Annotated in this window: 21 protein-coding genes and 1 tRNA gene; 8 read left to right on the top strand and 14 right to left on the bottom strand. The window is 67.0% G+C overall.

From position 1 onward, the window contains the following. Positions 1–99: 99 nt before the first annotated feature. From AVMA1855_RS16900 to AVMA1855_RS16870, 7 genes are all read right to left on the bottom strand, one after another. Complete coding sequence (locus AVMA1855_RS16900; RefSeq protein WP_284426590.1) at positions 100–978, bottom strand: transglutaminase family protein; 879 nt, start codon at positions 976–978, stop codon at positions 100–102. A 236-nt stretch (positions 979–1,214) separates the two neighbouring features. Further along, on the bottom strand, positions 1,215–1,910 hold the full coding sequence (locus AVMA1855_RS16895) for an ABC transporter ATP-binding protein (RefSeq protein WP_272563916.1): 696 nt from the start codon (positions 1,908–1,910) through the stop codon (positions 1,215–1,217). A 3-nt stretch (positions 1,911–1,913) separates the two neighbouring features. After that, positions 1,914–2,708, bottom strand: a complete 795-nt coding sequence (locus tag AVMA1855_RS16890; RefSeq protein WP_272563917.1) for an ABC transporter ATP-binding protein — start codon at positions 2,706–2,708, stop codon at positions 1,914–1,916. Then, on the bottom strand, positions 2,705–4,015 hold the full coding sequence (locus AVMA1855_RS16885; RefSeq protein ID WP_284409352.1) for a branched-chain amino acid ABC transporter permease: 1,311 nt from the start codon (positions 4,013–4,015) through the stop codon (positions 2,705–2,707). Before AVMA1855_RS16885 ends, AVMA1855_RS16890 begins: the two co-directional genes overlap by 4 nt. A 4-nt stretch (positions 4,016–4,019) precedes the next feature. Next, positions 4,020–4,973: a branched-chain amino acid ABC transporter permease gene (locus AVMA1855_RS16880; protein ID WP_284426589.1), complete on the bottom strand. Its 954-nt coding sequence runs from the start codon at positions 4,971–4,973 to the stop codon at positions 4,020–4,022. A gap of 85 nt (positions 4,974–5,058) precedes the next feature. Beyond that, positions 5,059–6,294 (bottom strand): branched-chain amino acid ABC transporter substrate-binding protein, encoded by a 1,236-nt coding sequence (locus AVMA1855_RS16875; RefSeq protein ID WP_284401886.1) that lies wholly within the window; start codon positions 6,292–6,294, stop codon positions 5,059–5,061. A 150-nt stretch (positions 6,295–6,444) separates the two neighbouring features. Further along, positions 6,445–8,085, bottom strand: a complete 1,641-nt coding sequence (locus tag AVMA1855_RS16870; RefSeq protein WP_284426588.1) for a 3-(methylthio)propionyl-CoA ligase — start codon at positions 8,083–8,085, stop codon at positions 6,445–6,447. Positions 8,086–8,272: 187 nt separating this feature from the next. On the opposite strand from AVMA1855_RS16870, the gene AVMA1855_RS16865 reads away from it, so the two are divergent. From AVMA1855_RS16865 to AVMA1855_RS16845, 5 genes are all read left to right on the top strand, one after another. After that, the gene (locus AVMA1855_RS16865; protein WP_284426587.1) at positions 8,273–9,757 is read left to right on the top strand and encodes a protein adenylyltransferase SelO; all 1,485 of its coding nucleotides are present in this window, start codon (positions 8,273–8,275) and stop codon (positions 9,755–9,757) included. Continuing rightward, positions 9,754–10,167, top strand: coding sequence for a peptide-methionine (R)-S-oxide reductase MsrB (gene msrB / locus AVMA1855_RS16860; protein WP_272563923.1), 414 nt, complete (start codon positions 9,754–9,756; stop codon positions 10,165–10,167). The genes AVMA1855_RS16865 and msrB overlap by 4 nt, the downstream gene beginning before the upstream one ends. A gap of 37 nt (positions 10,168–10,204) precedes the next feature. Further along, positions 10,205–10,792, top strand: coding sequence for a septation protein A (locus AVMA1855_RS16855; protein WP_284426586.1), 588 nt, complete (start codon positions 10,205–10,207; stop codon positions 10,790–10,792). Next, positions 10,789–11,058, top strand: coding sequence for a BolA family protein (locus AVMA1855_RS16850; RefSeq protein ID WP_284426585.1), 270 nt, complete (start codon positions 10,789–10,791; stop codon positions 11,056–11,058). The genes AVMA1855_RS16855 and AVMA1855_RS16850 overlap by 4 nt, the downstream gene beginning before the upstream one ends. A 67-nt stretch (positions 11,059–11,125) precedes the next feature. Then, the gene (locus AVMA1855_RS16845; protein ID WP_284426584.1) at positions 11,126–11,911 is read left to right on the top strand and encodes a foldase protein PrsA; all 786 of its coding nucleotides are present in this window, start codon (positions 11,126–11,128) and stop codon (positions 11,909–11,911) included. A 110-nt stretch (positions 11,912–12,021) separates the two neighbouring features. Here the strand turns inward: AVMA1855_RS16845 and AVMA1855_RS16840 are convergent, their stop codons facing one another. Continuing rightward, complete coding sequence (locus AVMA1855_RS16840; RefSeq protein ID WP_284426583.1) at positions 12,022–12,819, bottom strand: heparan-alpha-glucosaminide N-acetyltransferase; 798 nt, start codon at positions 12,817–12,819, stop codon at positions 12,022–12,024. Between the two features lie 145 nt (positions 12,820–12,964). Between AVMA1855_RS16840 and AVMA1855_RS16835 the strand changes: the two genes are divergently transcribed. Continuing rightward, on the top strand, positions 12,965–13,246 hold the full coding sequence (locus tag AVMA1855_RS16835) for a hypothetical protein (protein ID WP_284403640.1): 282 nt from the start codon (positions 12,965–12,967) through the stop codon (positions 13,244–13,246). Positions 13,247–13,360: 114 nt separating this feature from the next. Here the strand turns inward: AVMA1855_RS16835 and AVMA1855_RS16830 are convergent. Further along, positions 13,361–13,437, bottom strand: a tRNA-Pro gene (locus AVMA1855_RS16830). Positions 13,438–13,510: 73 nt separating this feature from the next. Then, positions 13,511–13,759: a translation initiation factor IF-1 gene (infA, locus tag AVMA1855_RS16825; protein WP_092739728.1), complete on the bottom strand. Its 249-nt coding sequence runs from the start codon at positions 13,757–13,759 to the stop codon at positions 13,511–13,513. Between the two features lie 453 nt (positions 13,760–14,212). Here infA and asd point away from each other — a divergent pair, with 453 nt between their 5' ends. Further along, positions 14,213–15,064 (top strand): archaetidylserine decarboxylase, encoded by an 852-nt coding sequence (gene asd, locus AVMA1855_RS16820; RefSeq protein WP_284426582.1) that lies wholly within the window; start codon positions 14,213–14,215, stop codon positions 15,062–15,064. Positions 15,065–15,147: 83 nt separating this feature from the next. Here the strand turns inward: asd and AVMA1855_RS16815 are convergent, their stop codons facing one another. Continuing rightward, positions 15,148–15,402, bottom strand: coding sequence for a hypothetical protein (locus tag AVMA1855_RS16815; protein ID WP_284401863.1), 255 nt, complete (start codon positions 15,400–15,402; stop codon positions 15,148–15,150). Positions 15,403–15,558: 156 nt separating this feature from the next. Here AVMA1855_RS16815 and AVMA1855_RS16810 point away from each other — a divergent pair, with 156 nt between their 5' ends. Next, positions 15,559–17,505 (top strand): phosphatase PAP2 family protein, encoded by a 1,947-nt coding sequence (locus tag AVMA1855_RS16810; RefSeq protein ID WP_284426581.1) that lies wholly within the window; start codon positions 15,559–15,561, stop codon positions 17,503–17,505. Between the two features lie 36 nt (positions 17,506–17,541). Here the strand turns inward: AVMA1855_RS16810 and hutG are convergent, their stop codons facing one another. Genes hutG through hutI form a run of 3 tightly spaced genes read right to left on the bottom strand, consistent with a single transcriptional unit; the run spans position 17,542 to position 21,204 of the window. Next, positions 17,542–18,366 (bottom strand): N-formylglutamate deformylase, encoded by an 825-nt coding sequence (gene hutG / locus AVMA1855_RS16805; RefSeq protein ID WP_284426580.1) that lies wholly within the window; start codon positions 18,364–18,366, stop codon positions 17,542–17,544. A 50-nt stretch (positions 18,367–18,416) separates the two neighbouring features. Beyond that, on the bottom strand, positions 18,417–19,883 hold the full coding sequence (locus AVMA1855_RS16800; protein ID WP_284426579.1) for a formimidoylglutamate deiminase: 1,467 nt from the start codon (positions 19,881–19,883) through the stop codon (positions 18,417–18,419). Positions 19,884–19,941: 58 nt separating this feature from the next. Next, positions 19,942–21,204 carry an imidazolonepropionase gene (hutI, locus tag AVMA1855_RS16795; RefSeq protein WP_284426578.1) on the bottom strand — a complete coding sequence of 421 codons (1,263 nt, stop codon included), beginning with the start codon at positions 21,202–21,204 and terminating at the stop codon, positions 19,942–19,944. Positions 21,205–21,232: the final 28 nt, after the last annotated feature.

The following is a 21,232-nucleotide window of genomic DNA, read 5'->3' as shown; positions in this document are numbered from 1 at the left end:
CGGGCCTGCAAGGCCCCTCATGCACCCAGGCGCAGACCGCTGCTGGGCCTCATCACGCTCAAACGGCTGCTGGCGCCCACTCATTCCTGTTCGGATTCGTCAAACATGGGGTTGTGAGAGGCTCCCATCGGTCATGGGAGACTGCTGGCGCAGCCAGGCGTCCCGCGTGAAGCTGGCGCCGCTGGTCGTTTCCAGGTTGTACAACTTGCCGTCGCTGTCTCGCCATTGCACGAACAGATGGTTGGGGGCGGCCGCCAGGCTGACGTCCAGCCCCAGCCGCTGGCCCAGGAAGATGAACAGCAACGGCATCGAGACACAGTTACCCTTTTTTGTTCTCAGGTAGTTGGGCAACAGTTTGTTTTTGATATTGCGTCCGTACGGATCTTCCAGGTCGTACTGAAATGGCCGCCGCTCGTTCCACCCATTGGGCTGATAGATGTGAAAACGCAAGGCATCCAAGATCAAGCGTTTGGACGCCCCTGTGGGCAGCGTCTTTCGAATCCCCCGCGCCATCTCATCCAATCGTTCCAATGTCGCATCGACATCGACACTGGGGTCCATCATTCGGTCGATGACCAATTTGGCTCTGGAAAGGTCGATGTCGGCCTCTGGGGCTTCCAACATCTTCTGGATGATTTGTCGGTTTTCATCCGGCGGTTGGCTCAGCCGCTGGGCATGGGCCATCGAAACCAATGCCAGGAAGAAGATGGCAGATGCCCATCGCGTCAAACGCATCGCCAAGGCCAGCCATTGAGGCGTGGGAGAGGGGCTCGATGCATGTTCCGCCTTGCCCCCTATCCGCCTCGGTCGGGGGCGCGTTGCAAGATTTCGCGGGCCCTGTAATGCACTGCTGCGTTGGGTCTTGCGGCGATGATTGGTGTGCATCCCTGGGCACGCCCTCCTGGACTTGTCCATGGCCAAGGCCAAGACCTGTGCATCGCCGGCGTGCACGCACGTGGCCGCGCGTTCTGCGCTCATTGAAACCTCCCCGTTTCATCTTTTTTGTTGGGGCGGATGTTAAAGGCAGAGCGGCCGGAGCGGGCCAAAAATGCATGCCAAATATTAACTATTTGTTAACCACCGATCCGTGTGTTGCCCACGATGGTTTTTAGTGGCTTTTGTCGCGAAAATGCTCATGGGCGTCCTCCATCGGCCGGAGGAGCCCTCAGCAGAACAGGGTGGCAGGTTGCGTCAAAAGCAACCCCACTCGCCCCTCACACCTCCAGCCACTCCTTGCGCACGTAGCTGTTCTCTCGGAGGCCCTGCGGTGTACCCTCAAAAACGATGCTGCCATGGCCCATGACCAACGCGCGGTCGGAGATGGTCATGGCGATGGTGAGCTTTTGCTCTATGAGCAGCACCGAGATGCCGCGCGCCTTGATCGCCATGAGGTACTGCCCCACCAGCTCCACGATCTTGGGCGCGAGGCCTTCGGTGGGCTCGTCGATGATGATGAGGTCGGGGTCGCCCATGAGGGTGCGACACAGGGTGAGCATCTGTTGCTCGCCACCCGACATGACGCCGGCTTCGGTGTGCTGGCGCTCCTTCAGGCGCGGGAACATGCCGTACATGTCGTCGAAGCTCCAGCGGCTGCCCTTTCCTTTGCCCTTCTGGCCCAGCAGCAGGTTCTGGTGCACGGTCAGGTTGGGAAAGATGTCGCGGCTTTCGGGCACGTAGCCCAGGCCCAGGTGCGCGATCTCGTAGGCCTTCTTGCCATCGAGGCGCTGGCCCTTCCATTCGAGCGTGCCCTCCCAGTCCACCAGGCCCATGATGGCCTTGGCGGTGGTGGAGCGGCCCGAGCCGTTGCGCCCCAGCAGCGCGACGATCTCGCCCGGCTGCACGCCGAACGAGACGCCGTGCAGCACGTGGCTCTTGCCGTAGTAGGCGTGCAGGTTGTCGACCTTGAGCATGGTTCAGTGTCCTTCCGCCTGCTGCGCTGCCGCCACGGCCGAGCCCAGGTAGGCCTCCTGCACGCGCGGGTTGGCGCGCACGGCCTCGGGGGTGTCGAAGGCGATCACCTCGCCGTAGACCACCACGGCGATCTTGTCGGCCAGGCCGAACACCACGCCCATGTCGTGCTCCACGGTGAGCAGCGTGCGGCCCACCGTCACTTCCTTGATGAGGCGGATGAAACGCGCGGTCTCGCTCTTGCTCATGCCGGCGGTGGGCTCGTCCAGCAGGATGACGTTGGCGCCCCCGGCGATGGTGATGCCGATCTCCAGCGCGCGCTGCTCGGCATAGGTGAGGTTCATGGCCAGCGTGTCGCGCTTCTTGTCCAGGCGGATCTGTTCCATGAGCTGCGTGGCGCGCTCGTTGGCATCGTGCAGGCGCGAGAGAAAGCGCAGGAAGGTGTAGCGATAGCCCAGGCTCCACAGCACGCCGCAGCGCAGGTTCTCGAACACGCTGAGCTTGGGAAAGATGTTGGTGATCTGGAAGCTGCGCGACAGCCCCATGCGGTTGATCTCGTACGGCGCCTTGCCGTCGATGCGCTGGCCGTTCAGCAGCACCTGGCCGCTGGTGGCGCCGAAGCGTCCGCTGATGAGGTTGAACAGCGTCGACTTGCCGGCGCCGTTGGGGCCGATGATGGCCACGCGCTCGCCCGGGGCCACGCACAGGTTGGCGCCGCGGATGATCTCGGTCTTGCCGAAGCGCTTGTGCAGGTCGCGCAACTCCAGCGCATAGGGGGTGTTGACGGGGGTCACGCTCATGCGGCCTCCCCCCGCTTGATGTCCTGCTCGATGGCTTCCTGGATGGCGCCCCATTGCAGCAGGAACTGGCGCCGCACGGTCTCGAACAGGCCGAGGCCCACCAGCAGCACGAAGCCCGCCCCGAACCAGCTGGACAAGGCCCGCGCGTTCAGCGTGGCGCCGAGAAAGTTCATCTGTGGCCCGAGCGCCGAATTGAGTTGCAGGTGGTAGGTCATCTCCACCATGCAGGCCGCGCCCAACACCGCCACCAGGGCCGTGCCGCCCAGGGCCAGGTACGACACCCACAGCGTGCGCAGCCGGCCGTATTTGGCCACGCGCAGGTTCATCATGATCAGGCTGGCGATGCCGCCGGGCGCATACATCACCATGAACAGGAACACGAGGCCCAGGTACAGCAGCCAGGCCTTGGACAGCTCGGACAGCAGCACCGAGGCGAACACCAGCAGCACCGCGCCGATGATGGGTCCGAAGAAGAAGGTGGCCCCGCCCAGGAAGGTGAACAGCAGGTAGCCGCCCGAGCGCAGCACGCTCACGCTGTCGGCGCCGGTGACGATCTCGAAGTTGATCGCCGCCAGCCCACCGCCCACGCCGGCGAAGAAGCCCGCGATGATGAAGGCGAAGTAGCGCACGCGCTGCGTGTTGTAGCCGATGAACTCCACCCGCTCGGGGTTGTCGCGCACCGCGTTCAGGATGCGGCCCAGCGGCGTGCCGGTGAAGGCGAACATGAGCGCGGTGCACACGAAGCAGTAGGCCGCGATCAGGTAATACACCTGGATGGCCGGGCCGAAGGTGATGCCCATGAACCCCTTGCCGTACACGCGGTCGGTGGTGATGCCGCCCTCCCCGCCGAAGAACTCGGGGAACATCAGCGCCATGGACGCCACCAGCTCGCCGATGCCCAGGGTGATCATGGCGAAGGTGGTGCCCGACTTCTTGGTGGTGACGAAGCCCAGCAGCACGGCGAAGAACAGCCCCGCCAGCCCGCCCACGAGCGGGATGAACACCAGCGGAATGGGCACCGCGCCCTTGCCGGCCAGGTTCATCGCGTGGATGGCGATGAACGAGCCCAGGCCGGTGTACACGGCATGGCCGAAGCTCAGCATGCCGCCCTGCCCCAGCAGCATGTTGTACGAGAGGCAGATGACGATGAGGTAGCCGATCTGCGACAGCATGGTGAGCGCCAGGCTGCTGGTGAACAGCATGGGCGCCACGATGAGCGCGGCCGCGAACAGGCCCCAGATGACGATGCGCCCGATGTTGAGCGGTTTGAACCGGTAGGCCGGCGGCGAGGAGGTGTGGGAGCGCATGGGTTCAGTCCTCCCGCGTGCCGAGCAGGCCCTTGGGCCGGAAGATGAGGATCAGCACCAGCAGCAGGTACGGCAGGATGGGCGCCACCTGCGACACGGTGAGCTTGAGCAGCGGCCAGCCGAAGGTCTGCTCGGTCACCGCCATGCCGACCGCGCGCAGCGCATGCGCCAGCGAATAGTCCAGCGCCACCGCGAAGGTCTGCAGCACGCCGATCAGCAGCGAGGCAAGGAAGGCCCCGGCCAGCGACCCCATGCCGCCCACGACGACGACAACGAAGATGATCGAGCCCACCGAAGCGGCCATGGCCGGCTCGGTGACGTAGGTGTTGCCGCCGATCACGCCCGCCAGCCCGGCGAGCGCACAGCCGCCGCCGAACACCAGCATGAACACGCGCGGCACGTTGTGGCCCAGCGCCTCGACCATGTCGGGGTGCTTGAGCGCGGCCTGGATCACCAGGCCGATGCGCGTGCGGGTGAGCAGCAGCCACACGGACAGCAGCATCAGCAGCGCCACCAGCATCACGAACGACCGCGACTTCGGGAACTGCGTGCCGTACAGCGTGAAGAGCGGCCCCTGCAACTGCGCGGGCAGGCCGTAGGGCACGGTGGAGCGGCCCCACACCAGCTGCACCACTTCCAGCACCAGGTACGACAGGCCGAAGGTCACCAGCAGCTCGGGCACGTGGCCGTACTGGTGCACGCGGCGCAGCGCGTAGCGCTCGAACGCCGCACCGAGCGCGCCCACCAGCAGCGGCGCCACGAACAGCGCCAGCCAGAAGCCGACCAGGCCGGACAGGGTGTAGGCGATGTAAGCCCCCAGCATGTAGAAGCTGGTGTGGGCGAAGTTGAGCACGCCCATCATGCTGAAGATGAGGGTGAGCCCCGAGCTGAGCATGAACAGCAGCAGCCCGTAGCTGATGCCGTTGAGCAGCGAGATCACGAAAAACTCAAGATTCATCGAAGAACAGCGCCCGCACGGTTAAAAAAAGAGCCCGAGGAACCCCGGGCCCAAGGTCTCACAGCAATGAAATCGGATGCCCGGATCAGGAGGGCCGCTTCATCTGGCACGAGGTGGGCGTGCTGGCCACGTAGGGCTCGTAGTACTTCACCGGCACGAAGGTGTAGCCGGTATTTTCCGCGTCGTTGGGGTACTTGCCGCCGGCCTTCTCCCACTTGGAGACGAACAGGCCCTGCTGCAGCTGGTGGTCGCTCTTGCGCATCTCGACCTCGCCGTTGAAGCTGTTGAACTTCATGCCCTCCAGCACCGGCGCCACCTTCACCGGGTCGGTGGACTTGGCCTTCACGAAGGCGGCATCCAGCATGGCGAAGGCGTGGTACACGGCACCGGTGTACATGTCGTCGTTGAACTTCTTCTTGTATTCGGTGACCACGCGGCCGATGTCGCCGGGCAGGTTCAGGTGGTTGTACGACACCATGTACACGCGCCCCGCCGCCGCCGCGCCCATGGCCGTGGGGCTGCCCGTCACGCCGCCGTAGTAGGTGTAAAAATTGACGTTGGCCAGCCCCGCATCGTTGGCGGCCTTGATGAGCAGGGCCAGGTCCGAGCCCCAGTTGCCGGTGATCACGCTGTCGGCGCCGGACTGCTTGATCTTGGCGATGTAGGGCGCGAAATCGCGCACCTGGGCCAGCGGGTGCAGGTCGTCGCCCACGATCTGCACGTCGGGCCGCTTGCGCGCCAGGTTCTCCTTGGCGAACTTGGAGACCTGCTGGCCGTGGGAGTAGTTCTGGTTGATGAGATAGACCTTCTTGACCTCGGGCAGGTCCTTCATGAAGGTGGTCATGGCCTCCATCTTCATCGAGGTGTCGGCATCCAGGCGGAAGTGCCAGTAGCTGCACTTGCTGTTGGTGAGGTCGGGGTCCACGGCGGCGTAGTTGAGGTACATGACCTCCTTGCCGGGGTTGCGCGCGTTGTGCTTTTCCAGCGCGTCGATGATGGCCAGCGCCGGGCCCGAGCCGTTGCCCTGCACCACGTAGCGCGCGCCCTGGTCCATGGCCGAGCGCAGGGCGCTGGTGGTTTCCTGCGGGCTGAGCTTGTTGTCGATGCCGATGATCTCGAACTTCACACCCGCCGCGTTCTTCTTGTTGAACTCCTCCGAGAGGAACTGGAAGCTCTTGAGCTGGTTGGTGCCCACCGCCGCCATGAGGCCAGACAGCGGGTCGAGCCAGGCGATCTTCACCGTATCGCCCTTTTGAGCGAACGCGCCGCCAGCGCTCACCAGGATTGCGGATGCAGCTACAGCCTTGATAGCAAATCTCATCGCTTGTCTCCTCTTGGGTTCTTGAATGGAACAGGGCGCAGCGTAAGGCACGCCACAGAGGAGATGCTCAGGGATTCACCCTATCCGCTATCCCGCATGCGACTGGGCGGCGGCCTCGCGCGGCCGCCCCCTTCGCCGCATCAGCGAGCGTCACAGGCCCGGCAGGCGGTAGTCCTTGAGCTGTTCGCGCAGCTTGGCCTTGAGCATCTTGCCGGTGGCGCCGATGGGAATGGCGTCCACGAACAGTACGTCGTCCGGGATCTGCCACTTGGCGGTCTTGCCCGCGTAGAACTGCAGCAGCTCCTCGCGCGTGACCTCCGCGCCGGGGCGCTTGACCACCGCCACGATGGGCCGCTCGTCCCACTTGGGGTGCGGCATGCCCACGCACGCGGCCATGGCGACGCCGGGGTGGGCCATGGCGATGTTCTCGATGTCGATGGAGCTGATCCACTCGCCGCCGGACTTGATCACGTCCTTGCTGCGGTCGGTGATCTGCATGTAGCCGTCGGCATCGATGGTGGCGACGTCGCCCGTGGGGAACCAGCCGCGGCCCTGCGCATCGGGCACCAGCGGATCGCCCTCGCCGCGGTAGTAGTTCTCGACGATCCATGGGCCCTTGACCAGCAGGTCACCATAGGTCTTGCCGTCCCAGGGCAGTTCGTGGCCGTCGCCGTCCACGATCTTCATGTCCACGCCGTAGATCGCGCGGCCCTGCTTCATGAGGATCTGCATCTGCTCGCCGCGCGGCAGCGCCAGGTGCTTGTTCTTGAGCGAGCACAGCGTGCCCAGCGGGCTCATCTCGGTCATGCCCCACGCGTGCAGCACGCGCACGCCGTAGTCGTCCTGGAACGACTGGATCATGGCCGGCGGGCAGGCCGAGCCGCCGATCACGGTGCGCTTCAGTTGGCTGAAGCGCAGGCCGCCCGCCTTCACGTGGTTGAGCAGCATCTGCCACACGGTGGGCACGCCAGCGGCGAAAGTCACGCCCTCGGCCTCCATGAGTTCATAGACCGATTTGCCGTCCAGCGCCGGGCCGGGAAAGACCACCTTGGCGCCCACCAGCGGCGCCGAGTACGGTAGCCCCCAGGCATTGACGTGGAACATCGGCACCACGGGCAGCACCGCATCGCTGGCCGACAGGCCCATCACGTCCGGCAGCGCGGCGGCATACGCGTGCAACAGGGTCGAGCGGTGGCTGTAGAGCACCGCCTTGGGGTGCCCGGTGGTGCCGCTCGTGTAGCACATGCTGGAGGCGGTGTTCTCGTCGAACGTGGGCCACACGTAGGTGTCGGGGGCTTCGCCAATCCAGGCTTCGTAGCTCAGCAGGCCGGGGATGCCGCTGTCGGCGGGCAGCTGGTCGGCATCGCACAGCGCCACCCACTGGCGCACCGTGGGGCACTTGGCGTGCACGGCCTGCACGATGGGCAGAAAGGTCATGTCGAAGCACAGCACCCGGTCTTCGGCGTGGTTGACGATCCACGCGATCTGCTCGGGGTGCAGGCGGGGGTTGATGGTGTGCATCACCCGTTCGGAGCCGCTCACGCCGTAGTACATCTCCATGTGGCGGTAGCCGTTCCAGGCCAGGCTGGCCACGCGGTCTCCGGCTGCCAGGCCCATGCCGTCCAGCACATTGGCCAGCCGCCGCGCCCGCACCGCCATGTCGCGGTAGGTGTAGCGGTGGATGTCGCCCTCGACGCGGCGCGACACGATCTGCACGTCGCCGTGGTGGCGCTCGGCGAATTCGATCAGCGTGGAAATCAGCAAGGGTTGACTCTGCATCAGGCCCAGCATGTTGGATCCTTGGGTTGTCGTTGTGAATGGTTCCGCGGCATCCTACCGTGCGCCCTGTGCGCTGCCGCGCTGGGGGCGCCATGTGCCAGGGGCGCATCTGTCGCCTGCTTGACAGCCGCCGTCGCGGCCCCGGGCGCTCAAGCCCCCTCGCCGCGCGTGGCAAAGCGGGTCGGAGACAATTCGGCGGATGAACGCCCCCCTTCCCACCGCCGCAACGGCGCCCGCGTCCGGCCTCGAATGGCGCAACGGCTTTGCAGCACTGGGCCCGGATTTCTTCACCGAACTGGTCCCCACGCCCCTGCCCGCCCCGCACTGGGTGGCCACGAGCCTGGATGCCGCGCAGCAACTGGGCGTGCCCGCGGCCTGGCTGGCCTCCGATGCGGCGCTGCAGGTGTGTTCGGGCAACGCGCTGCTGTCGGGCATGCAGCCATTGGCCACGGTGTACAGCGGCCACCAGTTCGGGGTGTGGGCGGGGCAACTGGGCGATGGCCGCGCCATCCTGCTGGGCGAGACCGCCGGCGGGCTGGAGGTGCAACTCAAGGGCGCCGGGCGCACGCCGTATTCGCGCATGGGCGACGGCCGCGCCGTGCTGCGCTCGAGCATCCGCGAATTTTTGTGCAGTGAAGCCATGCATGCGCTGGGCGTGCCCACCACGCGGGCGCTGGCCCTGACCGGCTCGCCCGCCCCGGTGCAGCGCGAGGTGGTGGAGACCGCCGCCGTCGTGACCCGCACCGCGCCGAGCTTCATCCGCTTCGGGCACTTCGAGCACTTCGCGGCGCGCGACCTGCTGCCGCAGCTGCGCACGCTGGCCGACTACGTCATCGACCGCTACTACCCTGAGTGCCGCGGCCCGGATGCGCCGGGCGGCAACCCCTACGCAGCCCTGCTCCAGGCGGTGAGCGAGCGCACGGCGGAACTGCTCGTCCACTGGCAGGCGCAGGGCTTTTGCCACGGGGTGATGAACACCGACAACATGAGCATCCTGGGCCTCACGATCGACTACGGGCCCTTCCAGTTCCTCGACGCGTTCGTGCCGGGCCACGTGTGCAACCACAGCGACACGCAGGGCCGCTACGCCTTCAACCGCCAGCCCAACGTGGCCTACTGGAACCTGTTCCGGCTGGGCCAGGCGCTGCTGCCGCTGATCGAGGACGTGGCACTGGCGCAGGCGGCGCTCGCGTCCTACCAGACCGTGTTCCCGGCCGCGTTCCTGCAGCGCATGCGCGGCAAGCTCGGGCTGCAGGCCGCCCACGACGGCGACGCCGCGCTGGTGGACGGCCTGCTCAACCTGCTGGCCCAAGGCGGGGTGGACTACCCCATCTTCTGGCGGCGCCTGTCGCATGCCGTGGCCAGCGGGGACTTCGAACCCGTGCGCGACCTGTTCATCGACCGGGCGGGCTGGGAGTCGTGGTTGCTATCATTTTCAGAGCATCCAGGACAATCAAATCCCCGGCATATGGCCGATTCGATGCTGAAATGCAATCCGAAATTCGTGCTGCGCAACCACCTGGGAGAGCAGGCCATCCGCGCGGCCACGCAAGGCGACTTCGCGCCGCTGCACACCCTGCAGGCCCTGCTGGCCGAACCGTTCGACGAACACCCGGGCCACGAGGCCTGGGCCGACTTCCCGCCCGACTGGGCTTCCTCCATCGAAATCAGCTGCTCATCATGACCTTTCCCATCAAAAAGACCGATGCCGAATGGCAGGCCCTGCTGCAGAGCAAAGGCGCCGAGCCCGTGGCCTGGCAAGTCACTCGCCACGCCGCCACCGAGCGCCCGTTCACCGGCAAGTACGAAGCGCACTGGGCCGACGGCAGCTACCACTGCGTGTGCTGCGGCGCCAAGCTTTTCGACTCCGGCACCAAATTCGACGCCGGCTGCGGCTGGCCCAGCTTTTCCGAGGCGGTGCCGGGCTCGATCAAGGAGATTGTGGACCGCAGCCATGGCATGGTCCGGACGGAGACGGTTTGTGCACAATGCGGGGCCCACCTCGGCCATGTGTTCGAGGACGGCCCCGCCTCCACCGGCCTGCGCTACTGCATGAACTCCGCATCGCTCGATTTCGAGCCCGGCTCCTCCTGAACGACGGCAACGCCCGCCCACGCTCCAGCCCTCCCCCATGAAACTGCTGATCGACTTCTTTCCCATCATCCTGTTCTTCGCGGCCTTCAAGCTGTGGGGCATCTACACGGCCACGGCCGTGGCCATCGCCGCCACCGTGCTGCAGATCGGCTACCTGCGCTACAAGAACGGCAAGGTCGAGCCCATGCAGTGGGTGAGCCTGGGCGTCATCGTGGTGTTCGGCGGCGCCACGCTGCTCTCGCACAGCGAAACCTTCATCAAGTGGAAGCCCACGGTGCTGTACTGGCTGATGGGCTCGGCGCTGCTGATCGGCCAGCTGTTCTTCCGCAAGAACCTCATCCGCTCCCTGATGGGCGCGCAGATGGAGTTGCCAGATGCCGCCTGGCGCACCGTGAACTGGAGCTGGACCGGGTTCTTCGCGGTCATGGGCCTGGTCAACCTGTGGGTGGCCTACCGCTTCGACACCGACACCTGGGTCAACTTCAAGCTGTTCGGCGGTATCGGGCTGATGGCGGTGTTCGTTATCGGCCAAGCCCTGTACCTGAGCCGCTACATGAAGGAAGACGACACCAAGGCCGTGCCCAAGGCCACGCCCGAGGCGGCCCACAAGGACGTGCAGCCATGACGGTGCTGGCCATCACCGCCGAGGCCATGGCGGCCCGGCTGCAGGAGCGGCTGAACCCTTCCGCGCTGCAGGTGCTGGACGAAAGCGCCGCCCATGCAGGCCATGTGGGGGCCAACGGAACGGGTTTCGGCACCCATTTCCGGGTGCGGATTTCGTCACCTTTGTTTACAGGAAGACCCCGCGTCGCACAACATCGCCTTGTGTATGATGCGCTGCAAGAATTTATTGACCAGGGCGCTCACGCCATAGCCATTGAAGTTCTTTGATCCGGCCCTATTTGTCGGACTTGCGGTCAAAACGGCCGCAACTCATTTCCTTTTTGTGGACTCCCCAATGAAGAAAAAGCTTTTGTCCGGCCTCGTGGCCGCTGCCGTGCTGGGCGCGACGGCCTTTCCCGTCTACGCTCAAAACCTCGCCGTTGTGAATGGCAAGGCCGTTCCCAAGGAACGCGCCGAAGCCCTGAAGCAGCAAGTGGAACGCTCCGGCCGCCCCGTGACCCCTGAGGTCGAAGGCCAGATCAAGGAAGAAGTGATCGCTCGCGAAATCTTCTTGCAGGAAGCCCAGAAGCGCGGCCTCGAAGCCTCGCCCGACTACAAGGTCCAGATGGAACTGTCCCGCCAGACCATCCTGATCCGCGAACTGTTCGCCGACTACCAAAAGGCCAACCCCGTCACCGACGCCGAAATCCAGGCCGAGTACGACAAGTTCGTTGCCGCCAACACCGGCAAGGAATACAAGGCCAGCCACATCCTGGTGGAAAAGGAAGACCAGGCCAAGGCCATCATCGCGTCCATCAAGAAGGGCGCCAAGTTTGAAGACATCGCCAAGAAGCAGTCCAAGGATCCCGGATCCGGCGCCCGCGGCGGCGACTTGGACTGGTCGGCTCCGAGCAGCTACGTGGCCGAATTCACCGAAGCGCTGGTCAAGCTGAACAAGGGCCAGATGACCCAGACGCCGGTCAAGACCCAATTCGGCTGGCACATCATCCGCCTGGACGACGTGCGCGAAGCCAAGCTGCCCAAGCTGGAAGAAGTGAAGCCCCAGGTGGCGCAGCAACTGCAGCAGCAGAAGCTGGCGAAGTTCCAGGAAGAACTGCGCACGAAGGCCAAGATCGAGTAATCGCTCACGGTCGGTGGACCGGCAGGCACCCTGCCGATCCACCAAGCTTCGAGTCTCAACGCGGCCCCACGGGCCGCGTTTTGCTTTTGGGACGGGCCTTGTGCCTTTTCCTAAACACGGCCCAGCATCCAGGATGCCGCCATCAGCAGACCGATCATGACCGGCTGGTGCAGCATGTAATAGCTCAGGCTCCAGCGGCCCAACACCGCCAGCGGTGACAGCGCCCGGGGCAGCGCCACCTTCATCCATTGCGGGCGCCGTCGCAGCACCCATTGCCCGCTCGCCAGGCCCCACCACATCACGCCCAGCCAGGGCAGCACCGGCACATAGTCTTCGGTGAAAGGCTTGCGCGACACCAGTCCCAGCCAGTTGAGCGCATAGCCGTTGAACGTGGGCGCCCAGGCCGCGAGCGGCCCCTCCGTCAGCGCCCACCCCGCGATGGAGGGAAGCGCCACGGCCATTGCGCCGGCAGGCCAGAGCCAGGCGCCCCACCCCGCCGTGCATCGCGCGACGAGGAGCATGGCAGCCATCCCGTGCAGAACGCCGAAATGGATGAAGCTCTGCGGAAACATCAGGGACGACCCTGCGGTGACCAGCAAGGCGCATCCCACGATCTGCAGCCAGCGCTTGAAGAAGCGGGCCCATCCGAGGCCCTGCTGCCAGGCCAGTGCCTGCCCCAGCCCCGCGCAGAAGAGAAAGAGCGCCACGATGGCTGTCCGCTGGGTCGTCCAAAAAGGATCGGCACGGAAATTCTGCGGCCAGTACCCGAAGTGGCTGAGGTCAAAACAGAAATGAAAGACCGTCATCCACACCATGGCCACGCCCCGCAAGGCGTCCACGCCCTCCATGCGCGCCCCGCCGGTGCGCGGAGAAGAGCCAAAGGGGGAAAACGGACGAAACGTTGCCATGTGCTTTGGAAGAATGGGAAATGGTGGAGCGATCGGCCCAGGCGCTGCCATGGCTGAGCCTGAGCATGGGCCTACCGCGGTGCTGGATGCAATTTCAGCTTGTTGGCCGTATGGCCCCGTTCTAGCATGGGACCGAGGAGGCATTATGGACAATCATCCACAAGCAGAAATAGAACTGCTGCGCGAGGAAATCAGAACGCTCAAAAGCGCACTCGCCAACGTCACGACCCAGGTGCAACCGCTGAATATGCTGGCCCAGGCCTTGGTGATATTGCACCAGGAGCCTGCCGCATTGCGCATGGTTTTCGAGCATGCGATTCCCGAAGCCAACGTGCCGGATTTACCCTTCCTCATGGAAGAGGAAGACGTGGAACGCCTGGCGCACCAACGCGAATGGATCTTGAGGCTGCTGCGAAGCCGGGGTTGATTCTCCTGCGCCTGCCATGGACGCAGAAAACTGCAGCGAAGGGAATACCGGAGAGGAGGGCAAATCCAAAAAGACAAAAGGGGTCAGGTCAAATGACCTAACCCCTTGAATCAATGGTCGGAGCGGCGGGATTCGAACTCGCGACCCTCTGCTCCCAAAGCAGATGCGCTACCAGGCTGCGCTACGCTCCGACAACTAGTATTCTAACCTTGCATCACAGCCATATTTGGAAGATTCAAGGAAATTTGCCAGTTTTTTTCAAACTCACCGCGACGAGGGGCCCGGGCCACGGCCTGGGAGGTGGCGGAAGGTGATGCGGCCCTTGGACAGGTCGTAGGGGGACATTTCCAGCGAGACCTTGTCGCCGGCAAGAATGCGGATGTGGTGCTTGCGCATCTTGCCGCCGGTGTAGGCGATCAGTTGATGGCCATTGTCCAGCGTGACGCGAAAGCGGGAATCGGGCAGGACTTCCGTCACGGAGCCCTGCATTTCAATCAGTTCTTCTTTGGCCATGATTTCAAGTCAATCTTCAAACAGTAATAGGAGGTATCGGGGCCTGCGCGAAACTGCAACCGGAATGTCGGCCCACCTCGCAAGAGATCCAGGCGCGGTGCACAGCAAGCGGGGGTGGTCACTGCGCCCCATGGCGCATCGGTCGGAAAAGGCCGGCGGGGCGGCTTCCACACACAGCAGCGGCAGCGAGGCGCTGCGCAAAACCGCACCATTGTAACGTAGTAAGGAATCGTGTGGAATAGTGCCGATACACCACTGCGCCGCGCGCGGCCCATGCACCGCGCCGGTTGCGCCCTGTGGTGAATGGCATCGATTTGACGCAGCGGCCCCGACTGACTTCGTTCCGGCATCTGGCGCCAGATGGCCTGCGCATGCAGCGTCAAGGCGCACGGCCGGGCCCCGCAGGCGCGCTCGGTAGAATGCCTCGCACCCCAACCGCTCAGGAAGTCCACCTTGTCAGACCGCCTTGCCGTACTGCCTCAATATCTACTTCCCAAACAAGCGCTGACGGCGCTGGCGGGGCGGCTTGCACGGGCGCAGGGAGGCCCCCGCACCACTGCCGCGATCGAGCGTTTCATCGCCCGCTATCGGGTGGACATGAGCGAGGCGGTCGAGCCCCGCCCGGCCGCATACGCCACGTTCAACGACTTCTTCACCCGCGCCCTGCGCCCCGGTGTGCGCCCGCTCGCCGCGGCGGCCGCGGTCTGCCCGGTGGATGGGGCGGTCAGCCAGTTCGGGCCCATCGACCAGGACCAGATCTTCCAGGCCAAGGGCCACCGCTACTCGACCACGGCCCTGGTGGGCGGCGATGCGGCGCTGGCCGCGCAGTTCGACAACGGCAGCTTTGCGACGATCTACCTGAGCCCCCGCGACTACCACCGCATCCACATGCCCTGCGACGGCACCTTGCTGCGCATGGTGCATGTGCCGGGCGACCTTTTTTCGGTGAACCCGGTCACGGCGCGGGGCGTGCCCGGCCTGTTCGCGCGCAACGAGCGCGTGGTGTGCGTGTTCGACACGCCTTTGGGAAAGATGGTGCTCGTGCTGGTGGGTGCGACCATCGTGGGCAGCATGGCCACGGTGTGGCACGGTCAGGTCAACCCGCCGCGCAGCGGCGAGCTGCGCCACTGGGACTATGCCGACCGGCAGATCGTGCTGCGCCAGGGCGAGGAAATGGGCCGCTTCCTGCTGGGCTCCACCGTGGTGCTTCTGTTTCAGCGCGGTGCGGTGCGGTTTTCGGAGCAGTGGGCCCCTGCCCGGCCCGTGCGGCTGGGCGAGGCCATGGCCGAGCGGCCGGCCGGCTGAGCGATTGGATGACCCAGGCCTGAGTCGGCCTCCGGCCGACGCGCCCTGCCCGGCTCCTGCATGAAGCGGGATGCCGGGGGACTTCAGCGCTTGCGCACGGTGGTGAACGCGCTGGGTGCCAGGAAGAGCCGGCTGGGGGAGACGGACGCCTCGTGGCCCACGAGGTAGATGGCCAGTTCCTGGCGGCGCAGGGCCACATGGCTCACGGTTTCCCACTGGTCGCCCATGCGCACCGAGGTGCCGGGCCGAAACAGCGGCATGTGAAAGAACTCTCCCCATCCAGGCAGGGCTGCGGGCTTTTCCGCGACCGCAGGCGCGAGGGTGGGGGCGATGTCCATGGCGCATGCTACCCCGCCGCGGGCTCCAGCGGGGAAATGATTGGCGTGCGGCGTCACGGCGCTGTCACAGCGCGACCCTAGAGTGCAGCCGCAGCAGGCCGCAAGCGGCCTGCGCGCACCCGTTTCGCTCCCGCCTTTCCAACCTGCCTGCTCCCCATGACGCTGCCTCTGCCCCGACGCACCCTGATCCTGGCTCTCGCCGCCGCATTCGCGCTCTCCGCCTGTGGCGGCGGGGGTTCCGATGCCGCACCACCCGATGCGCCGCGCGGCCTGGGATTTGCCGATTCCGCACCGGTGCCCAACGAATCGACCACGCCGCCGTTCGTGGACTTCGCCTTCACCAACCAGCGCGGCGATGCCCGCTACGCCACGCTGGCCACCAACGCCGGCGTGCGGGTGCTGTCGGGCTTTCTCGACATCTGGAAGCCCAGCACGCTGCTGGTGGATGCCGGCGTGACGGCCGATGCCAACGGCGCCTTCCCTGCGATCAAGCCGGCGGCCTGGACCGGCATTCCCGGTGACGCGACTGACGGCACGGTGCTGAACGCGCAGGTGCACACCCGCAACATCCAGTACGTGGTGGACGCCACGGCGCGCCGCACCGCGGCCCAGGAACTCCTGGCCTACGAAGACGACCGGCGCGGCAAGGCCTACAGCGTGACCGATGGACTGGGCCCGTTGACCAATGCATGGCGCACCGCGGCGCAGCAAAAGACCAGCATTTCGGGCATTCCCGCGGATGCGACCACGGTGCTCTACAACGACACCGGCAACAACGCCGGTGTGGGCGGCAGCGCCAACGCGGGCTTCGGCACGGTGGTGGACTTCATCGGCGGCATCGGCGACAACGGCTCGACCGAGCCGGCCAAGCGCTTCTACAAATACGCCCGCCCGTGGCGCTGGAGCGCCAATGTGCAGATCGTGCCGGCCCTGGTGCCTGCCAGGAGCACCACCCCGGCCACCGATGGCGGCTTCACCAGCGGCCACACCGCCGAGGGCGTGCGCGATGCCATCGCCATGGCCTACCTGGTGCCCGAGCGGTTCCAGGAAATGCTGGCGCGCGGGCTGGAGTTGGGCGAAAGCCGCATCCTGGCCGGCATGCACTCGCCCCTGGATGTGATCAGCGGCCGTGTGCACGGCCAGGCCGTGGCCGCCGCCAGCATCGCCACCGGCGTGAACGCGCCGCGCAAGGCTGCTGCCGTGGCTCAGGCCCGCAGCACGCTGATGGCGGCCGTCGGGGCGCGCACGCCGGAGGAATTCCTGCAGATCGCCCATTCGCAGGCCACCACCGCCGACCGTTTCGCCGACCGCGCCACCAACCAGGCCGAGTACCTGCGCCGGATGACGTTCGGCTTCGCTCCCATCGGCGACACCACGCGTCCGGCCGTCGTGCCCAAGAGCGCCGAGGTGCTGCTGGAAACGCGCTTCCCCTACCTGGATGCGGGCCAGCGCCGCGTGGTGCTCAAGACCACCGCGATCGCCTCGGGCTACCCGGTGCTGGACGACGCCGAAGGCTGGGGTCGCCTGAACCTGTTCGCGGCCGGCGACGGCTACGGCGCCTTCAACGGCGACGTGGCAGTGACCATGGACGCGGCGCAGGGCGGCTTCAACGCGCTGGACGCCTGGCGCAACCCCATCGCGGGCGCCGGCAAGCTCACCAAGCGCGGCAGCGGCACGCTCGTGCTGGCAGGCGCGAACCGCTACACCGGGGGCACGGAAGTGTCCGCAGGTGCCGTGCGGGCCGACAGCAGCAATGCGCTGGGACAAGGCGACGTGTACCTGAGCGGCGGCACGCTGATCGGCAACACGGCGGCGGAGCTGGCCATCGGCGGTGCCTTCACCCTGGGCAGCAGCAGCACGCTGGAACTGCGCGTGGGCGCCAACGGCGCCGGCCAGTTGCAGGCCGCCGGCCCGGTCACGCTGGCGGGCACCCTGCGCATCGCCTTCCGCTCGGGCTTCACGCCGACGGTCGGATCGACCCTCACGCTGGTGCGCGGCGCCCCTGTGCGCGGGACGTTCGGCAGCATCACGGTCAACGGCTTCAAGGTCACGCCCATCTATCTGGACGACTCCGTGCAGCTTCGGATCGACGCGGCGGCCTGACGCCGCGGGCGCCGGGCCGGCCGCTCCTGGCGGGCCTTATGCCCGCACCCGGGTGCGGGCAAATTCCAGCACCGCTTCCAGCATGCGGTGCAGCACGGGCTGCACGCCAGCCGCCACCTCGGGCAGGTAGTCGAACGGCAAGGCTTCCTGCATGTAGCTGCACTGCGTCATCTCCAGCTGCACCGCGTGCACGTTGCGCGCGGGATCGCCGTAGTGCCGCGTGATGTGGCCGCCCTTGAACCGGCCGTTGAGCACCGCGGTGTACGCCGGGTCGGACTGCCCGATGCGCAGCAGCGCCTGCGCCAGCGCCGGATCGCAACTGGCCCCTTCGGCCGTGCCCAGGTTCAGGTCCGGCAGCTTGCCCGCGAAAAAACGCGGCAGCACGGAGCGGATGGAATGCGCATCCCACAGCATGGCCACGCCATGGGCGGCGCGCAGGCGCTCCAGCTCGGCGGCCAGCTGCGCGTGGTACGGCGCCCAAATGGCATCGCGGCGCGCGGCGATCTCGGCGTCGTCCGGCGCATCGCCCGCCTCCGCGTAGATCGGCGTGTCGTCGAAGGTGTCCACCGGGCAAAGGCCGGTGACGCTCTGGCCGGGATACAGGCTGGCGCCGTCCGGCGGCCGGTTCAGGTCGATCACATAGCGAGAATGCGTGGCCACCAGGATCGAGGCGCCGAGGTCTCGGGCAAAGCCGTAGAGCCGCTCCAGGTGCCAGTCCGTGTCCGGCACCTGGCGGGCCTCGTCGGTGAAGCGCGCGGCGATGCCCTGGGGCACATGCGTGCCCACGTGGGGCATGGACACGAGCAGCGGCGCGGTGCCCTGGTGGAAGGTGAAGGGTAGCGGGGAATGGGTGGCGGTCATGCGATCGGGTCTGCGTTGGGGGCTTCGAAAGCCGAGGGCCGGCCGGTCGGTCAATGCCCGGCGCGGGTGATGGTGGCCATGCGGGCCGCCACGAAGGCGTCGGCGGCACGGTCGTGCAGCGCGTGGCGCCCCGAGACGACGCGTGGCGTGCCGGCGGTCCAGAGGCTGTGCAGCGCCGAGGTGCGATGGCTGCCGAACACGTGCGCGCCCAACATGCTGTCGGGCGGCAGGCCCTGCAGTGCGATGTGCTGCGCATCGAGCGCCACCAGATCGGCGCTCTCGCCCACCGCGATGCCGGCCGGCGCGCACGGCGTGCACCGGCCGCTGGCCTGCGCCCCGCCCTGCACCGCCTGCAGCGCCATGGCGGTGGCGACCTCGGGGTGGGCGCGGCTGGCCAGCACGTTGCGCTGGCGCAGGGACAGGCGCTGGCCGTATTCGAGCAGCATCAGCTCTTCCGCCGCGTTCACGCAGGCATGGCTGTCGGAGCCCACGCCCCAGCGGCCGCCGTCCGCCAGCCAGCGCGGCAGGTCGAACAGGCCATCGCCCAGGTTGGCCTCGGTGGTCGGGCACAGGCCGACCACCGCGCCGGTGCGGGCAGCGCGCGCGTATTCGTCGGGCGTCATGTGGGTGGCATGCACCAGGCACCAGCGCGCATCGACCGGCGCATGCTCCAGCAGCCATTGCACCGGGCGCTGGCCGCTCCAGGCGATGCAGTCGTCCACCTCCTGCGTCTGTTCGGCGATGTGGATGTGCACCGGCGCCGTTGCGTTCAGGGCCGTGAGGCCTTCGACCGCAATGCGCAGGCTGTCGGGCGGCACGGCGCGCAACGAGTGCGGGGCCAGGCCCAGGATGCCGCCCTGCGCGGCCACCACGGGCGCCAGGCGCTCCAGCAGCGCGAGCATGCTGTCGGTGCTGCGGATGAAGCGGCGCTGGTCCTCGCGCGGCGCGCGGCCGCCGAAGCCGCTGGCCTGGTAGAGCACCGGCAGCAAGGTGATGCCGATGCCCGCGGCCTGGGCGGCGCGCAGCAGCGCGAGCGACATGGCGGCATCGTCGGCATAGGGCTGGCCTGCCGGGTCGTGGTGCACGTAGTGGAACTCGCACACCGCGGTGTAGCCCGCCTCCAGCATCTCCACATAGAGCCAGGTGGCGATCGCCTCCAGGTGCTCGGGCGTGGTGCGCGCGGCAAAGCGGTACATGAGGTTGCGCCAGCTCCAGAAGCTGTCCTGCCCGCCGTCGGGCTGGGGCGCGCGGTATTCGGTCAGCCCGGCGAAGGCACGCTGGAAGGCGTGCGAGTGCAGGTTGGGCATGCCGGGAAGGACCGGGCCCGGCGCACGCGGAGCGGTGCCGGCGGCGCTGCCCGGCGCCACCACGGTGAGCCGGCCCGCGGCATCCCACTGCAGCAGCACGTCGCGCGCCCAGCCGCCGGGCAGCAAGGCGTCCTGCGCGAACAGGGCGCCAGCGGGAGGCGTCGGCCGCGCAGAGGACTCGGCAGGCGGGGGTGGAACGGTGGTGCGCATCAGTCAATGGCCTCGGGGCAGATGGGAAAAGAGAAAAAGGATTGGGTCCACCGGTGCATCAAGCCGCCGCCCGGGCGATGCGCCCCTGCCGCACGATGGTGTGCGCCGGCTTGTGCCCGAACCAGTAGGCCAGCTCCGCCGCCTCTTTGAAGGGCCACAGCACGAAGTTCGCCGGCCGCCCCGCGGCAATCAGTCCGTGCGAATCCTGCAGCCCCAGCGCGCGCGCGGCATGGGTGGTGATGCCGGCCAGCGCCTCGGGCACGGTCAGGCGAAACAGCGTGCACGCCATGTTGGCCATGAGCAGCAGGCTCAAAGCGGGCGAGGTGCCGGGGTTGTGGTCGGTGGAGACGGCCATGGGCACGCCGGCCTCGCGCAGCAGCGCGATGGGTGGCAGGTGCGTGTCGCGCAGGGTGTAGTAGGCGCCGGGCAGCAGCACGGCCACCGTGCCGGCGGCCCGCATGGCGGCGATGCCCTCGGCGGACAGGTGCTCGATGTGGTCGCACGACAGGGCTTTGTATCGCGCGGCGAGCGCCGCCCCACCCATGTCAGAGAGCTGCTCGGCATGCAGCTTGACCGGCAGGCCCAGCCGCTGCGCCGCCTGAAAGACCTGCTCGGTCTCGGCCAGCGAGAAGGCGATGCGCTCGCAGAACACATCCACCGCATCGACCAGCCCTTCCGCCGCGAGCGCGGGCAGCATCTCCTGGCACACGTGGTCGATGTAGTCCTGGCTGCGGCCGGCGTATTCGGGCGGCAGCGCGTGCGCGCCCAGGAACGTGGTGCGCACCGTGGTGCCGGTGGCCTCGCCCAGGCGCCGGGCCGCGCGCAGCTGCTTGCGCTCGTGCGCGGTCGCCAGGCCGTAGCCGGACTTGATTTCGATGGCGCACACGCCTTCGTCGAGCAGCGCCGACAGGCGCGGCAGGGCGAGGTCGAACAATTCGTCTTCGCTGGCCTCGCGCGTGGCCCGCACCGAGGCGACGATGCCGCCGCCGGCCCGGGCGACTTCTTCGTACGAGGCGCCGGCCAGCCGCATGGCGAACTCGTTGGCGCGCTGCCCGCCGTAGACGAGGTGGGTGTGGCAGTCCACCAGCCCGGGCGTGGCCAGAGCGCCGCGCGCGGCGTGGCGCGGCAAGGCGGCATGGGCCGCGGGCACGGCGGCCTCCGGGCCCACCCAGCGCACCACGCCCTGCTCCACCACCAGCGCCGCCGGCACACCATCGGGCACCGGCACGTCGGCCACCGCCAGCCCGGGCGCCAGGTGCAGGGTGTGCCAGACCCCGTCGGCGCTGGGGGCGTGGGCGAAGTCCTGGTGCGGCACGGTCATGCGATTCTCCCTTTTGCTATTAAATGCA

The sequence above is a fragment of the Acidovorax sp. SUPP1855 genome (assembly GCF_030158955.1).
GTDB lineage: Bacteria > Pseudomonadota > Gammaproteobacteria > Burkholderiales > Burkholderiaceae_C > Paracidovorax.
Note: the sequence above shows the minus strand (reverse complement) of the source record. Positions and strands in the feature narration are given on the sequence as shown.

Excerpts from the sequence above, each read along its gene's own strand:
- infA (WP_092739728.1), bottom strand. The coding sequence starts at position 13,759 with ATGGCCAAAGAAGAACTGATTGAAATGCAGGGCTCCGTGACGGAAGTC.
- AVMA1855_RS16810 (WP_284426581.1), top strand. The coding sequence starts at position 15,559 with ATGACGCTGCCTCTGCCCCGACGCACCCTGATCCTGGCTCTCGCCGCC.
- AVMA1855_RS16875 (WP_284401886.1), bottom strand. The coding sequence starts at position 6,294 with ATGAGATTTGCTATCAAGGCTGTAGCTGCATCCGCAATCCTGGTGAGC.
- AVMA1855_RS16900 (WP_284426590.1), bottom strand. The coding sequence starts at position 978 with ATGAGCGCAGAACGCGCGGCCACGTGCGTGCACGCCGGCGATGCACAG.
- AVMA1855_RS16870 (WP_284426588.1), bottom strand. The coding sequence starts at position 8,085 with ATGCTGGGCCTGATGCAGAGTCAACCCTTGCTGATTTCCACGCTGATC.
- AVMA1855_RS16845 (WP_284426584.1), top strand. The coding sequence starts at position 11,126 with ATGAAGAAAAAGCTTTTGTCCGGCCTCGTGGCCGCTGCCGTGCTGGGC.
- AVMA1855_RS16800 (WP_284426579.1), bottom strand. The coding sequence starts at position 19,883 with ATGCGCACCACCGTTCCACCCCCGCCTGCCGAGTCCTCTGCGCGGCCG.
- AVMA1855_RS16850 (WP_284426585.1), top strand. The coding sequence starts at position 10,789 with ATGACGGTGCTGGCCATCACCGCCGAGGCCATGGCGGCCCGGCTGCAG.
- AVMA1855_RS16835 (WP_284403640.1), top strand. The coding sequence starts at position 12,965 with ATGGACAATCATCCACAAGCAGAAATAGAACTGCTGCGCGAGGAAATC.
- AVMA1855_RS16855 (WP_284426586.1), top strand. The coding sequence starts at position 10,205 with ATGAAACTGCTGATCGACTTCTTTCCCATCATCCTGTTCTTCGCGGCC.
- AVMA1855_RS16865 (WP_284426587.1), top strand. The coding sequence starts at position 8,273 with ATGAACGCCCCCCTTCCCACCGCCGCAACGGCGCCCGCGTCCGGCCTC.
- AVMA1855_RS16840 (WP_284426583.1), bottom strand. The coding sequence starts at position 12,819 with ATGGCAACGTTTCGTCCGTTTTCCCCCTTTGGCTCTTCTCCGCGCACC.
- AVMA1855_RS16815 (WP_284401863.1), bottom strand. The coding sequence starts at position 15,402 with ATGGACATCGCCCCCACCCTCGCGCCTGCGGTCGCGGAAAAGCCCGCA.
- AVMA1855_RS16885 (WP_284409352.1), bottom strand. The coding sequence starts at position 4,015 with ATGCGCTCCCACACCTCCTCGCCGCCGGCCTACCGGTTCAAACCGCTC.
- hutI (WP_284426578.1), bottom strand. The coding sequence starts at position 21,204 with ATGACCGTGCCGCACCAGGACTTCGCCCACGCCCCCAGCGCCGACGGG.
- AVMA1855_RS16880 (WP_284426589.1), bottom strand. The coding sequence starts at position 4,973 with ATGAATCTTGAGTTTTTCGTGATCTCGCTGCTCAACGGCATCAGCTAC.
- msrB (WP_272563923.1), top strand. The coding sequence starts at position 9,754 with ATGACCTTTCCCATCAAAAAGACCGATGCCGAATGGCAGGCCCTGCTG.
- AVMA1855_RS16890 (WP_272563917.1), bottom strand. The coding sequence starts at position 2,708 with ATGAGCGTGACCCCCGTCAACACCCCCTATGCGCTGGAGTTGCGCGAC.
- AVMA1855_RS16895 (WP_272563916.1), bottom strand. The coding sequence starts at position 1,910 with ATGCTCAAGGTCGACAACCTGCACGCCTACTACGGCAAGAGCCACGTG.
- hutG (WP_284426580.1), bottom strand. The coding sequence starts at position 18,366 with ATGACCGCCACCCATTCCCCGCTACCCTTCACCTTCCACCAGGGCACC.